Annotated in this window: 12 protein-coding genes; 6 read left to right on the top strand and 6 right to left on the bottom strand. The window is 61.6% G+C overall.

The features are described from left to right. Positions 1-29 precede the first annotated feature (29 nt). The 4 genes from carB to LSO07_RS12265 form a co-directional block, all read right to left on the bottom strand. Positions 30-3,260, bottom strand: a complete 3,231-nt coding sequence (carB, locus tag LSO07_RS12280) for a carbamoyl-phosphate synthase large subunit (RefSeq protein ID WP_034786033.1) — start codon at positions 3,258-3,260, stop codon at positions 30-32. Next, a complete protein-coding gene (gene carA / locus LSO07_RS12275; RefSeq protein ID WP_092610630.1) occupies positions 3,253-4,431 on the bottom strand; it encodes a glutamine-hydrolyzing carbamoyl-phosphate synthase small subunit in 1,179 nt (392 codons plus the stop codon). Before carA ends, carB begins: the two co-directional genes overlap by 8 nt. Before the next feature lie 295 nt (positions 4,432-4,726). Beyond that, positions 4,727-5,134 carry a GlcG/HbpS family heme-binding protein gene (locus tag LSO07_RS12270; protein ID WP_034786036.1) on the bottom strand — a complete coding sequence of 136 codons (408 nt, stop codon included), beginning with the start codon at positions 5,132-5,134 and terminating at the stop codon, positions 4,727-4,729. 59 nt (positions 5,135-5,193) lie between these two features. Continuing rightward, positions 5,194-6,105: a patatin-like phospholipase family protein gene (locus LSO07_RS12265; RefSeq protein WP_151094463.1), complete on the bottom strand. Its 912-nt coding sequence runs from the start codon at positions 6,103-6,105 to the stop codon at positions 5,194-5,196. A gap of 178 nt (positions 6,106-6,283) precedes the next feature. Here LSO07_RS12265 and LSO07_RS12260 point away from each other — a divergent pair, with 178 nt between their 5' ends. From LSO07_RS12260 to LSO07_RS12245, 4 genes are all read left to right on the top strand, one after another. Next, positions 6,284-6,943, top strand: a complete 660-nt coding sequence (locus tag LSO07_RS12260; RefSeq protein ID WP_151094460.1) for a hypothetical protein — start codon at positions 6,284-6,286, stop codon at positions 6,941-6,943. Between the two features lie 14 nt (positions 6,944-6,957). Further along, on the top strand, positions 6,958-7,227 hold the full coding sequence (locus LSO07_RS12255) for a barstar family protein (RefSeq protein ID WP_225317283.1): 270 nt from the start codon (positions 6,958-6,960) through the stop codon (positions 7,225-7,227). A gap of 364 nt (positions 7,228-7,591) precedes the next feature. After that, positions 7,592-9,298, top strand: coding sequence for a 2-isopropylmalate synthase (gene leuA / locus LSO07_RS12250; RefSeq protein ID WP_034786041.1), 1,707 nt, complete (start codon positions 7,592-7,594; stop codon positions 9,296-9,298). 169 nt (positions 9,299-9,467) lie between these two features. After that, a complete protein-coding gene (locus LSO07_RS12245) occupies positions 9,468-11,072 on the top strand; it encodes a methyl-accepting chemotaxis protein (protein ID WP_191909654.1) in 1,605 nt (534 codons plus the stop codon). Position 11,073: 1 nt separating this feature from the next. On the opposite strand, the gene egtB is transcribed toward LSO07_RS12245, so the two are convergent. Both egtB and egtD read right to left on the bottom strand, forming a co-directional pair. Further along, entirely contained in the window at positions 11,074-12,315 is a 1,242-nt protein-coding gene (egtB, locus tag LSO07_RS12240) for an ergothioneine biosynthesis protein EgtB (protein ID WP_151094457.1), read from the bottom strand. 9 nt (positions 12,316-12,324) lie between these two features. Continuing rightward, positions 12,325-13,317, bottom strand: a complete 993-nt coding sequence (egtD, locus tag LSO07_RS12235; protein ID WP_151094454.1) for an L-histidine N(alpha)-methyltransferase — start codon at positions 13,315-13,317, stop codon at positions 12,325-12,327. Positions 13,318-13,641: 324 nt separating this feature from the next. Here egtD and LSO07_RS12230 point away from each other — a divergent pair, with 324 nt between their 5' ends. Beyond that, positions 13,642-14,334 (top strand): ABC transporter ATP-binding protein, encoded by a 693-nt coding sequence (locus tag LSO07_RS12230; RefSeq protein WP_034757401.1) that lies wholly within the window; start codon positions 13,642-13,644, stop codon positions 14,332-14,334. Between the two features lie 182 nt (positions 14,335-14,516). Continuing rightward, positions 14,517-14,804, top strand: coding sequence for a hypothetical protein (locus LSO07_RS12225; protein WP_151094451.1), 288 nt, complete (start codon positions 14,517-14,519; stop codon positions 14,802-14,804). Positions 14,805-14,978: the final 174 nt, after the last annotated feature.

Below are 14,978 nucleotides of genomic sequence, written 5' to 3'. Positions count from 1 at the left end.
CCGCCTAACGGCGGCCACTGCAAACGCACTTAGTTCAAGGTCTTGTGCAGACCTTGCAAATCGTACACACGCAGCTCATCCAGGTGGCGGATGCCTTCGACGGCCGCTTCCGCGCCCGCGATGGTGGTGTAGGTCGTCACGCGCGATGCCAGGGCCGAGGTGCGGATGGCCCGCGAATCGACGATGGCGCTGCGCTTTTCTTCCACGGTGTTGATCACCAGCACGATTTCATGGTTCTTGATCATGTCGACCACGTGCGGACGGCCTTCGATCACCTTGTTCACTGGCGTGACGGCGATGCCGGCAGCAGCGATCACGGCGGCGGTACCCTTGGTGGCGACCACGGTGAAACCGGATTCGACCAGGTCACGCGCCACTTGCACTGCGCGCGGCTTGTCCGACGCTTTCACGCTGATGAAGACCTTGCCCGATTTTGGCAGGTTCACGCCGGCGCCCAGTTGCGATTTCACAAACGCTTCGCCGAACGTCAGGCCCACGCCCATGACTTCGCCCGTCGATTTCATTTCAGGGCCCAGGATGGTGTCCACGCCAGGGAACTTGACGAACGGGAACACGGCTTCCTTGACGCTGAAGTACGGCGGCACGACTTCCTGCGTGATGCCTTGCGACGCCAGCGACTGGCCCACCATGCAGCGCGCGGCGATCTTCGCCAGTTGCAGGCCGGTGGCTTTCGAGACGAAAGGCACGGTGCGCGAAGCGCGTGGATTGACTTCCAGCACGAAGACGACGTCTTTCATTTCGCCGTCGATCTCTTGCTTCTGGATCGCGAACTGCACGTTCATCAGGCCGACCACGTTCAAGCCCTTGGCCATCAGCGCCGTCTGGCGTTTCAGTTCTTCAATGGTTTCCGGTGCCAACGAGTATGGCGGCAAGGAGCAAGCCGAGTCGCCCGAGTGGACGCCAGCCTGTTCGATGTGTTCCATCACGCCGCCGATGAACGTCGTTTCGCCGTCGGAGATGCAATCAACGTCGCACTCGATGGCGTCGTTCAGGAAACGGTCCAGCAGCACCGGCGAATCGTGCGAAACCTTGACGGCTTCGCGCATGTAGCGTTCGAGGTCGCGTTGCTCATGGACGATTTCCATGGCGCGGCCGCCCAGCACGTACGATGGACGCACGACCAGCGGGTAGCCGATTTCCTGCGCCAGCGCCAGGGCGTCGGCTTCCGTGCGCGCGGTGCGGTTAGGCGGCTGACGCAGTTCCAGTTTGTGCAGCATTTGCTGGAAACGCTCGCGGTCTTCGGCCGCATCGATCATGTCCGGCGAGGTGCCGATGATCGGTACGCCATTGGCTTCCAGGTCCAGCGCCAGTTTCAATGGCGTCTGGCCGCCGTACTGCACGATCACGCCTACCGGTTTTTCGATGGCGACGATTTCCAGCACGTCTTCCAGCGTCAGGGATTCGAAGTACAGGCGGTCCGAGGTATCGTAGTCGGTTGAAACCGTTTCTGGGTTGCAATTGACCATGATGGTTTCGTAGCCGTCTTCGCGCATGGCGAGGGCAGCGTGGACGCAGCAATAGTCAAACTCGATACCCTGGCCGATACGGTTCGGACCACCGCCCAGCACCATGATTTTTTTCTTGTCGGTCGGATTCGATTCGCACTCTTCGTCGTACGTGGAATACATGTACGCCGTGTCGGTCGAAAATTCCGCTGCGCAGGTGTCGACGCGCTTGTAGACGGGACGGATGTTGAGCGCATGGCGCTGCTGGCGCACGGCCGTGTCGGTCGTCTGCAGCAGGAAGCCCAGGCGGCGGTCCGAGAAGCCCTTCTGTTTCAACTTGTACAGGGTGTTCTTGTCCAGGTTTTCCAGCTTCTGCGTATCGAGCCACAGCTCCAGGTCGACGATTTCCTTGATCTGGATCAGGAACCACGGGTCGATCTTGGTGAGTTGGTGCACTTCTTCCAGGGTGAAACCCTGGGCAAACGCGTCACCCACGTACCAGATGCGCTCAGGACCAGGCTCGCCCAGTTCTTCTTCGATCTTTTCGCGGTCCTTGGTCTTTTCATTCATGCCGTCCACGCCCACTTCCAGGCCGCGCAAGGCTTTCTGGAACGATTCCTGGAAGGTGCGGCCGATGGCCATCACTTCGCCGACGGATTTCATCTGCGTCGTCAGGTGGTGGTCGGCGGTCGGGAATTTCTCGAACGTGAAACGGGGGATCTTAGTGACGACGTAATCGATCGACGGTTCGAACGAGGCCGGCGTGGCGCCGCCCGTGATTTCATTGCGCAGCTCGTCCAGGGTGAAACCGACGGCCAGCTTGGCGGCGATCTTGGCGATAGGGAAACCCGTCGCTTTCGATGCCAGGGCCGACGAACGCGATACGCGCGGGTTCATCTCGATGACGATCATGCGACCATCGACGGGGTTGATCGAAAATTGCACGTTCGAGCCACCGGTGTCGACGCCGATCTCGCGCAGCACTGCCAGGGAGGCATTGCGCATGATCTGGTATTCCTTGTCCGTCAGCGTTTGCGCAGGCGCCACCGTGATGGAGTCGCCCGTGTGCACGCCCATCGGGTCCAGGTTTTCGATCGAGCAGATGATGATGCAGTTGTCCGCCTTGTCGCGCACCACTTCCATCTCGTACTCTTTCCAGCCCAGCAACGATTCTTCGATCAGCAGCTCTTTCGTCGGCGACGCTTCCAGGCCGCGCTTGCAGATGGTTTCGAATTCTTCTTCGTTGTAGGCGATGCCGCCGCCGGAACCGCCCATGGTGAACGATGGACGGATGATGGTCGGGAAGCCCAGGGTGCGCTGCACGGCCCACGATTCTTCCATCGAGTGCGCCACGCCGGAACGGGCCGAACCGAGGCCGATCTTGGTCATCGCGTCCTTGAACTTGGAACGGTCTTCCGCCTTGTCGATGGCTTCCGGCGATGCGCCGATCAGCTCGACGTTGTATTTTGCCAGCACGCCATTGTTGAACAGGTCCAGCGCGCAGTTCAGCGCCGTCTGGCCACCCATCGTCGGCAGGATGGCGTCAGGACGCTCCTTGGCGATGATGCGTTCAACGACCGACCAGGTGATCGGTTCGATATAGGTCACGTCGGCCATTTCCGGATCCGTCATGATGGTCGCAGGATTGCTGTTGACCAGGATGACTTTGTAGCCCTCTTCGCGCAGGGCCTTGCACGCTTGCGCGCCGGAATAATCGAATTCGCAGGCCTGGCCGATCACGATCGGGCCAGCGCCAATAATCAGAATACTTTTAATATCTAAACGTTTAGGCATTTTTCTTTTTCTCCTCCGCAGCCATCAGGTTGATGAAGCGGTCAAACAGGTAAGCAACATCCATCGGGCCCGGCGACGCTTCAGGGTGGCCCTGGAAGCAGAAGGCCGGCTTGTCCGTGCGGGCAAAGCCCTGCAGGGAACCGTCGAACAGCGATTCATGGGTCACGCGGCAGTTCGCGGGCAAGGTTGCCGCGTCGACTGCGAAACCGTGGTTTTGCGAGGTAATCAAGACCTGTTTCGTTTCCAGGTCTTGCACCGGGTGGTTGGCGCCGTGGTGGCCGAACTTCATCTTCAGGGTCTTCGCGCCGGAAGCGATCGCCATGATCTGGTGACCGAGGCAGATGCCGAAGGTCGGGATACCCTTTTCGATCAGTTCCTTGGTTGCCGCGATGGCGTAGTCGCACGGCTCCGGATCGCCGGGACCGTTCGACAGGAAGATGCCGTCCGGATTCAGTGCCAGGGCATCGGCGGCCGTCGCTTGCGCGGGCAGCACGGTGACTTTGCAGCCGCGTGCCGTCAGCATGCGCAGGATGTTGCGCTTGACGCCGTAGTCGAAGGCGACCACGTGGTATTTCGCGTCCGCGTCGGCCAGCTGGCCATAGCCTTCGCCCAGCGTCCATTCCGTTTCGCGGTATTCATAGGCGTCCTTGCTCGACACCACCTTGGCCAGGTCCATGCCGGCCAGGCCGGGGAAGGAGCGGGCCAGTTCCAGCGCTTGCGCGGCGGATGGCTCGTTGCCTTGCGTGCCGACGAGGATGGCGCCGCCCTGCGCACCTTTTTCACGCAGGATGCGCGTGAGCTTGCGTGTATCGATGCCGGCGATGGCGACGATATTTTCAGCTTTGAGGTAGTCGGACAGGGAAAGGGTGGAACGGAAATTGGATGCCAGCAAAGGCAGATCGCGGATGATGAGGCCAGCGGCGTGTACCTTGGAAGATTCGACGTCTTCCGGATTGACGCCCGTATTGCCGATATGCGGATAGGTCAGGGTGACCATCTGGCGGCAATAGCTTGGGTCGGTAAGGATTTCCTGATACCCGGTCATGGAGGTATTGAAAACAACCTCGCCCGTGGTATGACCGGCGGCACCGATCGAAAAACCTTTAAAGATCGTTCCATCAGCAAGCGCTAATATGGCTGGAACGGCAGGGCCAGAAAAAAATGGCGGCAAGGGCAACTCCTGATAAAGTTACCGTAGCTGCGCCACGTCAGACCGACCGCCTAGTTACCCGAGCCAGATGCACTCAGGGTGTTTCAACGGTCATTTTGAATGAGGGGATGGGTAGTCGCTACGGTATATGTGTGATTGGCTAAACCTTTGAATTATAACCAAAAGGAAGCTTTTCCACAAGGAAGAAAATTCAGAATTGGCGGCATTTTTTTGCATGGCAGCATAAAAACTGCGCCCCATGAAAAAAGCCGCCCGGCTTGCGCGGGGCGGCTTGTTCTGCAATTGCGGCTACTACTTAGGCGGTGAGCGCAGCAATGCCTGCTTTGGCGATTTGCGCATCTTCCGCCGACTTCACGCCCGAGACGCCGACGGCGCCCACGTAGTGACCATCGAACACGATGGGCACGCCGCCTTCGAGCAAGCCGTCGATTTCCGGTGCGCTCAGGAACGACACGCGGCCGCCATTGATCATCTCTTCATAGATGCGCGATTCGCGGCGGCCCAGTGCGGCCGTCTTGGCTTTCGATGGGGCGATGTGCGACGAGATCGGCGCCACGCCATCCATGCGCTGCAGCCACAGCAGGTGGCCGCCGTCGTCGACGATGGCGATCGTGACCGCCCAGTTATTCTTGACCGCTTCCGCTTCGGCGGCGGCAGCGATTTTCTTTACGTCGTCCAGGGTCAAAATCGGTTTCGATTGCATGGTGCATCCTTGTTATGTTGAATCAAAATTGTATACGAAATGCGCGACGGCGCTACCCCCTACTGCTCGCGCTTGGCTTTCAGCTTTTGCTTGAGCTGCGCCATGACGGCAAAGGTCGCCTGCTCGCCCGCCAGGATCGCCTGGTTGCGGCTGTTGAAATCGTTGCCCTTCATGGTGCCCAGGCTGGGCTGGATCACCACGTCCGCATCCTTGAGCTCGAACTGGTTGATGCGCTGGCCCATGATGGCGAAGGTCTGCATCAGCACTTCCATCGAGCTGATGGCCTTCTGGGTATCCGTTTGCGACGAGATATTCACCGCGATGATGAAATCGGCGCCCATGTCGCGCGCAAAGCGCACGGGTACGGGAGCGACGAGGCCCCCATCGACATAGGTGTGGCCGGCAATCGTCACAGGCTGGAACACGCCGGGCACGGCCGACGAGGCGCGCACGGCCATGCCGGTGTTACCGCGCTGGAACAGGATCGGCTGGCCATTTTTCAAATCGGTCGCCACCACGCCGAAGGGAATCTTCAGCTTTTCCAGCGGCACGCCGCCCACAGCCTTGTTGACATAGCTTTGCAGCGCTTCGCCTTTCAGCACGCCGGAGGACTTGCCGAACAGGGGCAAGGCCCAGTCGGAAATGGCCGCCTCGTCCATGTCGAACGCCATCTTTTGCAAGGTGAAGCCGGAGTTGCCCGCCGCATACATGGCACCCACCACGCTGCCGGCGCTGGTGCCGGTGACGATATCGGCGACGATGCCTTGCGATTCGAGCGCCTTGATCACGCCGATATGCGCGAAACCGCGCGCCGCGCCGCCGCCCAGCGCCAGGCCGATCTTGATCTTGCGCGGCGTGACGACAATGGGTTCGGGTGGCGTCAATACTTGAACGGGTTTCGGGGCGGTGGTATCGCAGCCGGCCAGCGCAAAGACGGCCAGGGCAAGCAAGGTCAGGCGTTTAGGGAACATGTGGAGAGGGGGAACCGCGCGCGGCAGTGGCAATAAAGGAGAGCCGATTGTAGCGCAAGCGGGGCTGCCTGCACTGAAGGCTGTCTTAAATGTTTATGCTGACAATGTTCGTGCGCGCCGCCTCATCCAGCAGACCACTGCTAGACTGGCGCCTGGTTTTTACTTTCCTCCAATTAATATGTCAGAACACCAATTTGCCGACAGCCGCGCCCTGAGCGAACCATTTGCGCAACAGCTATCGCAGCAGCAGCCCGATGGCGCCCTCGCCTGGCTGACCGCCATCCTCGCCACGCAGGCGCCCGCGCTGCGCTCGTCGAACGCCACCTTGCTGGCTTACACAGGCCATCCGGCCGCCCTCGCCTGGATCGACGCCAATGTGGGCTCGCCCGTGGCGGGACAATGGGGCTTGGCGGCAGCACTGCTGGGCACGCCGTGGCCACGCATCCTGGACTGGCTGCAGCGCAGCGGCCCACACCGGCTGATGGCGCTCGACACCCTGCTTGCCTACCGCAAGCCGGCCGTCAACATGTCGCCGCTGGAACAGATCGCCGCCCCCGTGCTGCCGCAGGCGCCTACGCGCGCCGACCTCGACGCCGCGCTGGCCGCCTGCCTGGCCGCCTCCGCGACGCCGCGCATCCAGGCGGCCGTCAACTCGATCCAGCAGCATGCGGACGACATCCTGCGCGGCGGCCCGCGTGGCGTAGCCGTGGCCGACTTGCCGCGCCTGTATCTGGACCCGGCGCCGTTCAAGGATGCGCCCGCCATCCTGGCGCAGCACGAAACGGTGGCCGCCGGCATGCGGCAAAACCTGCAAAACCTGCTCAAGGGCATAGTGTGAATCGACTGGCCCTCGTGACAATCGACTTGAGCGATATCAACTCGCCGCGCCAGCTGCATGCGGCGCTGGCCGCCGCGCTGGGTTTTCCCTCCTTCTACGGCATGAACTGGGATGCGTTCTGGGACGCCGTCACGGGCCTGGTGGACATGCCGCAACAACTGGAGCTGCGCGGCTGGCCAGCCTTCGCCGCGCGCCTGCCCGACGAAGCGGCCATCCTGCAGCGCATCCTGGCGCGCATGGCGCAGGAAATGCCGGACCTGGCCGCGCAAGTGCATTACGCTTGACACAACGTGACGCCAGGAAACGCTTGACAGCCCGCCCCAACCTCCCTTACATTAAGTGCATGTCCTCCTTCAAACATCCATCCCCTTCCCTGCTGTCGCTATCGCGACTACACCTAGCACGCGCATAAGTTTGCCGCATTGCTTCGCCTGGCCACACGCCGGCGTGTTTCAAAAACCCTGGAAGGTTTGATGATGTTTGCACCATCCCCATTCGTACACGTAGTTCCCCCTGCGACCGCCCCCGCTGGCATCGTCGCTGCACCGCTATCGCTACCGATCGCTTGCCTGGCCTAGTGTTGCGTGGCCGCCCGGCAAGCTTGCGCCACAACCATTGATTTCCCCCTATCTTCAGGAGTACCCGATCATGATGTTGCAAAACCCAGCTTCCAAATACCGCGCCTTTCCTCCCGTCAAATTGACCGACCGTCAATGGCCGAACCAGATCATCAGCAAACCGCCTATCTGGATGAGCACCGACTTGCGCGACGGCAACCAGTCGCTGATCGAGCCGATGAGCGCGGAAAAGAAGCTGCGGTTCTTCGAGATGCTGATCGCCATCGGCCTCAAGGAAATCGAGGTGGGCTTCCCATCGGCATCACAAACGGATTTCGATTTCGTGCGCAAGCTCGTCGATGAGGGCCGCATCCCGGACGACGTCACCATCATCGTGCTGACCCAGTCGCGCGAAGAATTAATACGCCGCACGGTGGAATCCGTCGTCGGTGCCAAGCGCGCCATCGTCCACCTGTACAACTCCGTGGCGCCCGTGTTCCGCAAAGTCGTGTTCGGCATGTCGCGCGAGGAAATCACGAATATCGCCACCACCGGCACCACCCTGGTAAAACAGCTGGTGGCGCAGCATCCGGAAACGGAATGGGGTTTCGAATACACGCCGGAATCGTTTTCCACCACGGAACTCGATTTCTCCAAGCATATCTGCGACGCCGTCAGCGCCATCTGGAAGCCGACGCCGGCCAACAAGATGATCATCAATTTGCCCTCGACCGTGGAATGCAGCACGCCCAACGTATATGCGGACCAGATCGAATGGATGTCGCGCAAGCTGGCGCGCCGCGATTCCATCATCATCAGCGTGCACCCGCATAACGACCGCGGCACGGCCGTCGCGTCGGCCGAGCTGGCCGTGATGGCGGGCGCCGACCGCGTGGAAGGCTGTTTGTTCGGCAATGGCGAGCGCACGGGCAACGTCGACCTGGTGACTTTGGCGATGAACCTGTACACGCAGGGCGTGCATCCGGGCCTCGATTTCTCCGACATCGATACCGTGCGCAAGTGCGTGGAAGAGTGCAACCAGCTGCCCGTCCACCCGCGCCACCCGTATGCGGGCGACCTGGTGTTTACGGCATTCTCCGGCTCGCACCAGGATGCGATCAAGAAAGGTTTCGCCAAGCAACAACCGGACAGCATCTGGGAAGTGCCGTACTTGCCAATCGACCCGGCCGACCTGGGCCGCAGCTATGACGCCGTGATCCGCGTCAACAGCCAGTCCGGCAAGGGCGGCATGGCGTACTTGCTGGAACAGGAATACGGCCTGGTCTTGCCGCGCCGCCTGCAGATCGAATTCTCGCGCGCCGTGCAAGCCGTGGCCGACGCCACGGGCCGCGAAATCGCCGCGCAGGATATCCATGAAATCTTCCAGAAGGAATACCTGGAGCAGACGGCGCCATACGCCTACGCTTCGCACCGCATGGTGGAAGACACGAGCAGCGACGAATCCGTGCAGATCGACATCAGCCTGTCGCACCGCCAGACGCCATTGGCCTTGCAAGGCGGCGGCAACGGCCCTATCGATGCCTTCGTCAACGCCCTCGGTCTCGACATCAAACTGATGGACTACCATGAGCACTCGATCGGCTCCGGCGCCAACGCGCAAGCGGCTTGCTACGTGGAGTTGCGCCTCGACAATGGCCCGACCCTGTTCGGCGCCGCCATCGACAGCAATATCGTCACCGCCTCGTTCAAGGCTGTCTTGTCGGCCGTGAACCGCCGCATCAAGCAGACGGACGCCGAAAAAACAACAGAGGCCGACGTGGCTGCCAACGCCGCCTGAGCACGGCCAGGGCATCCCTCATAGGGAGAAAAAGCGGTACGGCTTGATCGCCGTGCCGCTTTTTCATTTCTATTGGGCAATTAGTAGTGCAAATCAGGTATCACCAACCGTATAATCGTCGCATAACAAGACCACCGGAGACAGATCATTAGCTACCGAGGGAATCAGTATGAAATTGACGGATATGAAGATAGGCGTGCGCCTGGGCGCCGGTTTTGGCGTGGTGCTGTTGCTGATGGCAGTGCTGGTAGGCACGGGCCTTTTCCGGCTCGACAAGATCGGCGCGCTTAGCGAAGCCATCATCGAGAAAGACTGGGCCAAGGCCGACGCCATCGCCACCATCCGCAGCACCACGCGTTCGAACGCGGCACTGGTGCTGGAACTGTTCATCCATGAAGATCCGGCCCGCGCCAACGCCATCCACGGCGAAATCGATGCCAACAAGGCCACCATCACCGATGCGCTGGTCGTGCTCGACCGCCTGATCGTGCTGCCTGAAGGCAAGGAACTGCTGGCCACCCTGAAGCAGCAGCGCAAGGCCTATGTCGTGTCGTTCAGCCAGGCCGACAAGCTGCTGGTGGCGGGACAGCGCGCGGAAGCGGCCGTACACGTGCGCGACGATACCCTGCCCGCCCTGAACCAGTTGCAAAAGTCGGTGAACCGCCTGAATGAAATCCAGCGCGGGGTGGTCGTGCATGGCGGCCAGCAAATCAAGCAGAATATTTCCGCAGCGAATGTGCTGATGGCCAGCCTGGGCACGGCCGCCCTGCTGCTGGGCGTGCTCTTTGCCTGGCGCGTCACGCGCTCGATCACCACGCCGATCGCCTATGCCTTGCGCGTGGCGCAAGCCGTGGCCGCAGGCGACCTGAGCAGCAAAATCGTGGCCGAAGGCAAGGATGAAGCGGGCCAGCTGCTGCAGGCGTTGCGCGACATGAATACCAACCTGGCCACCCTGGTGGGGCAGGTGCGCGGCGGCACGGGCACGATAGCCGTGGCGTCGAGCCAGATCGCCAGCGGCAATGCCGACCTGTCGGCCCGCACGGAAGCGCAAGCCAGCGCGCTGGAAGAGACGGCCTCGTCGATGATCGAACTGACGGGCACCGTGCGCAGCAACAGCGACAATGCGCGCCAGGCCGACAGCCTGGCTCGCTCGGCATCGGCCATCGCCCAGCGCGGCGGCTCGGCCATGGCGGAAGTGATCGGCACCATGGATGCCATCAATGCATCGTCGCGCAAGATCGTCGACATCATCGCCGTGATCGACGGCATCGCCTTCCAGACGAATATCCTGGCACTGAACGCGGCGGTGGAAGCGGCGCGTGCCGGCGAGCAAGGCCGCGGCTTTGCCGTGGTGGCGTCCGAAGTGCGCAATCTGGCGCAACGCTCGGCGGCGGCGGCGAAAGAAATCAAGGAACTGATCGCCGACTCCGTCAACAGGGTCGGCCAGGGTGCGCAACTGGTCAGCCAGGCGGGCGCCACGATGGATGAAGTAGTGGCCAGCGTGGGCCGGGTCAGCGCCATCGTCGGTGAAATCAGCGTTGCCAACCACGAGCAGAGCGAAGGCATCGAGCAAATCAATGCGGCCATCATGCAGATGGACCAGACGACGCAGCAAAACGCGGCCCTCGTCGAGGAAGCGGCCGCGGCGGCGGCGGCCATGCATGAACAGGCGGGCGAACTGGAAACCCTCGTCAGCCAGTTCAAGCTGGAACAGAACACTGCCGCCAAGGCGCCGCCCCGCCCTGACGCACCCGCCGTCCCGCGCCTGCACTAAGTTATTCCACCTGGCGCGCCAGGCGGATGCCGGAAAATTGCCAGCGCGCGCCGGCCGGGAAGAAATTGCGGTAGCTGGCGCGCGCATGGCCGGCCGGCGTGGCGCACGACGAGCCGCGCAGCACATACTGGTTCAGCATGAACTTGCCGTTGTATTCGCCGAGCGCGCCAGGCGCCGTGCGGTAGCCCGGATACGGCGCGTAGCTGCTGCTGGTCCACTGCCAGCAATGGCCGAACATTTGCCGCAGCCCTGTTCCCGGCGCGCCGGCGGCCGGATGCAGCTGGCCAACTTGCAGCGCGACGCCTTGCGCCGCCACTTCCCATTCCGCTTCCGTCGGCAGGCGCGCGCCGGCCCAGTGCGCATAGGCGTCCGCCTCGAACAGGGACAGATGCGTGGCCGGCGCCTGCAGGTCGAGACTATGCAAACCATATAGAGTGAATTCCTGCCATTGCCCCGCCTCGTCGCGCTGCCAGTACAACGGGCATTCCAGCTGCCCGCTGCGCACCCAGTCCCAGCCTTCGGCCAGCCACCAATGCGCCGTGCGGTAGCCGCCCGCCTCGATGAAGGCCAGGTAGTCGCCATTCGTCACCAGCGCGCTGGCCAGTTCGAACGGCGCCACGTATTGCGGATGGCGCGGCAATTCATTGTCGAAGCAAAAGCCATCGCCCGCATGGCCGATCTGCGCCAGGCCGCCGTCGAAGGCGAGCCAGGCCGTGGGCGGCGCGGCTTGCTGCGCTGATGGCGCCGCGCTGTCCATGCGATCCAGGTAGGCGGGAAACAGGGCGCTCTGCGCCAGCAGGTGCTTGACGTCCGTCAACAGCAATTCCTGATGCTGCTGCTCGTGTTCGAGCCCCAGCGCCAGCAGCATGGTCAGCCGTTCGCGCTCCTCGCGCGCCAGTTCGCCCGCCAGCAGGCGGCCGATGCGCGCATCGACATCCATCCGGTAGGCGCGCACGACGTCCATGCCGGGGCGCGTCAGCAAGCCACGCTGGGCGCGCGGGTGCTTCTCGCCCACGCCGTTGTAATAGGAATTGAACAGCACGCGGAAGGCCGGGTGGAATGGCGCGAACGCCGCTTCCATGCTTTCCAGAATAAACGTTTCGAAAAACCAGGTGGTATGCGCGAGGTGCCATTTCACGGGACTGGCGTCCGGCATCGACTGGGCGCCGCAATCCTCGTCGGACAGGGGTTCGGCCAGCAGCAGAGAATGCTGGCGCACTTGATGGTAATGATCGATCAGCATCGTCGCCTTTTAGTCTCGAATCACGCGTGCGTAAATGACGGCAAACCACTGTTGCGGATCCGTCCAGACTTGCACGGTGGAAAACCCGGCCTGTTCCAGCAAGCCGACAAAGGCCGCGCGCGTGTACTTATAGCTGTCTTCAGTATGGATACGCTCGCCTTTCGCGAAACGCCGCTGGCCACCTTTCCAATGGACAAACTGCTCGCTGCGCGCTTCCAGGTGCATTTCGACGCGGCGCTCGTCGGCATTGAAAAAACCGTGGTGCTGCCACGCGCGCACGTCGAAGTCGGCGCCGATCAGCCCATTCACGTGGCGCAGCATGTTCAGGTTGAAGGCGGCCGTGACGCCCAGCGCATCGTCATAGGCGGCTTCGAGGATGGCGTCGTCCTTGATCAGATCGACGCCGATCAGCAGGCCGCCATCGCCGTCCGCATTCGCGCGCAGGCGGCGCAAAAAGGCGGTTGCTTGCTCGGGCGCAAAATTACCGATCGACGAGCCGGGATAGAAGAACAATCGCCGTGCCTCGCGCACGCTATCGGGCAAGTCCAGGCGGCTGGAAAAATCCAGGCCCAGGCCCGTCATCTCGATGTGCGGAAAGCGCTGCTGCAGCCGGCTCAGCGATTCGCTGAGGAAATCGTAGGAAATATCCACGGCCACGTACTGGGCCGGGTGCAGCAGGGGGAACAGGCTGGCGGCCTTGGCGCAATTGCCCGCGCCCAGGTCGATCAGGGTGCTGCCCGGCCCCACGGCGTGGGCGATCTCGGCGCCATGGCGGGCGAAGATGGCCGCTTCCGTGCGCGTCGGATAGTACTCGGGCAAGGCGCAGATGGCTTCGAACAGTTTGGAGCCGAGCGCGTCGTACAGGTACTTGGGCGACGTCCAGGCATCGCGCGCCAGCAGGCCGCTGCTGATCTCGGCTATCGTGGCAGGAGTGGCGCTGGCCGCGCTGGCGTGGCTGGCGGGACGGAAATCGGACTGCTGTTGCGCAAGTGGCATGGTCATGGGCTGGCGTCGTCAATGTTAGGTTCACGAAGGGCTTGCACGGTCAGCCACCGGGCGCACCGCCCCTGCCGCAGCGGTTTGCGGGCGCCTCTGCCGATGACTTTTTCTCATCATAGCGGAATCCGCGCAAGCCAGCCGTGCGGCAGGTAACTTAAGGTCGATGCGCGCCGTCTGCCGCAGGAACCACACAAAAGTGGTATTACCAAGCAAAAAGCATAAGCCTGTCGTATACTACACATTGCCGGCCAAACAATCCGCGCCCCTTTGCAGTTCCCAGGCCCCCCTCTCCCCCGCGTGCCTCCCTTTACGATAGCCGTTAACACCATGCTCGAATTGCGCCATCTGTCGAAGTCCTATGCCAATGCCCGTCCCGTGCTGGCCAACATTTCCTGCCGCTTCAAGGCCGGGGAATTCATCGCCATCATGGGTGACTCGGGCGTGGGCAAGTCGACCTTGCTGAACCTGATCGCCGGCCTCGATACGCCCGACGCGGGTGCCGAAGCGCACCCTATCCTGGTGGACGGCATTGCCATGTCCAGCCTCGATGACGCCGCCGCCACCCGGCTGCGTCGCGCCCGCATGGGCTTTATTTTCCAGGCCTTCCACGTCTTGCCGCACCTGACCCTGCTGCAAAACGTGGCCCTGCCGCTGCTGCTCAACGGACTGCCCCAGGAGCGTGCCGCCAGCATGCTCGAGGCGGTCGGCCTGGGCGGGCGCGGCGGCGACTTTCCGCAGCAATTGTCCGGCGGCGAAATGCAGCGCGTGGCCATTGCCCGCGCACTCGTCCACAAGCCGGCACTGGTGCTGGCCGACGAGCCTACCGGCAACCTCGACCCGGACACGGCGCACAGCATCCTGCAATTGCTGCGCGCCGAAATCAAGGCCAACGGCAGTTGCGCGATCATGGTCACGCATTCGCTGGCCGCCGCCGAAATGGCGGACAGAACCATGATCCTGACGAAAAGCGGCTTACAAAATACAACAATCGTCAACCAAATTGATCAAACAATCAGTTAATTTAACTGACCATCTGTCACAAGTTTTGTTATCGTAGTATTATTGAAAACACTTGCCTGGTTATCAATGTTGTAACGCGAATGTTGTACTACGTCACCCAGACAGCCGTACTGCGATGACGAACTATAGCCGGGACCGCATAAGTGTGGTCTCGTCCCTTGCATAACCTGAAGGAGGAGTAAATGAACGTTCGGCAAAAGAAGCTGGAAATGATTGAGGCGATGAACCGGGCGCGTGCGCTCGAACCATCGAGTTTTGTGCCCAACAAGCTGCTCGATACCCTGATCGAGAAGATGAACCTGAAAAATGATGCGGAACTGTGCCGTGTACTCGAGGTCCAGCCCCCCATCATCAGCAAGATTCGTCACGGCAAACTGGCGGTCGGTGCAACGATTTTATTGCGCATGCATGAAAAATCGGACATCACCATCCGCGAACTGAAGGAACTATCCACCACGCCAGTCCATTGATACACCCGCTGTTGTAATGCCATGCCAGGCACCCAGGTCCCCGGCGCAATGAACTTTTGCCATGAAATTCGCGTAGTTCGCTCACCGCACAACATCCGAGCACGATAGCGAAGAGACCCAGCCCAAACCATGCTGACCGTTTCTCTGCCCTCCCGCTCCAGCACCACACCCTCC

Source organism: Janthinobacterium sp. PLB04, assembly GCF_021165895.1.
GTDB classification, from domain to species: Bacteria; Pseudomonadota; Gammaproteobacteria; order Burkholderiales; family Burkholderiaceae_D; genus Janthinobacterium; species Janthinobacterium lividum.
This window is presented reverse-complemented; position numbering and strand designations above follow the sequence as displayed.

Bases quoted from the DNA above. Each gene is read 5' to 3' on its own strand.
- carB (WP_034786033.1), bottom strand. From the start codon at position 3,260: ATGCCTAAACGTTTAGATATTAAAAGTATTCTGATTATTGGCGCTGGC.
- LSO07_RS12270 (WP_034786036.1), bottom strand. From the start codon at position 5,134: ATGCAATCGAAACCGATTTTGACCCTGGACGACGTAAAGAAAATCGCT.
- LSO07_RS12265 (WP_151094463.1), bottom strand. From the start codon at position 6,105: ATGTTCCCTAAACGCCTGACCTTGCTTGCCCTGGCCGTCTTTGCGCTG.
- LSO07_RS12260 (WP_151094460.1), top strand. From the start codon at position 6,284: ATGTCAGAACACCAATTTGCCGACAGCCGCGCCCTGAGCGAACCATTT.
- leuA (WP_034786041.1), top strand. From the start codon at position 7,592: ATGATGTTGCAAAACCCAGCTTCCAAATACCGCGCCTTTCCTCCCGTC.
- LSO07_RS12245 (WP_191909654.1), top strand. From the start codon at position 9,468: ATGAAATTGACGGATATGAAGATAGGCGTGCGCCTGGGCGCCGGTTTT.
- egtB (WP_151094457.1), bottom strand. From the start codon at position 12,315: ATGCTGATCGATCATTACCATCAAGTGCGCCAGCATTCTCTGCTGCTG.
- egtD (WP_151094454.1), bottom strand. From the start codon at position 13,317: ATGACCATGCCACTTGCGCAACAGCAGTCCGATTTCCGTCCCGCCAGC.
- LSO07_RS12230 (WP_034757401.1), top strand. From the start codon at position 13,642: ATGCTCGAATTGCGCCATCTGTCGAAGTCCTATGCCAATGCCCGTCCC.
- LSO07_RS12225 (WP_151094451.1), top strand. From the start codon at position 14,517: ATGAACGTTCGGCAAAAGAAGCTGGAAATGATTGAGGCGATGAACCGG.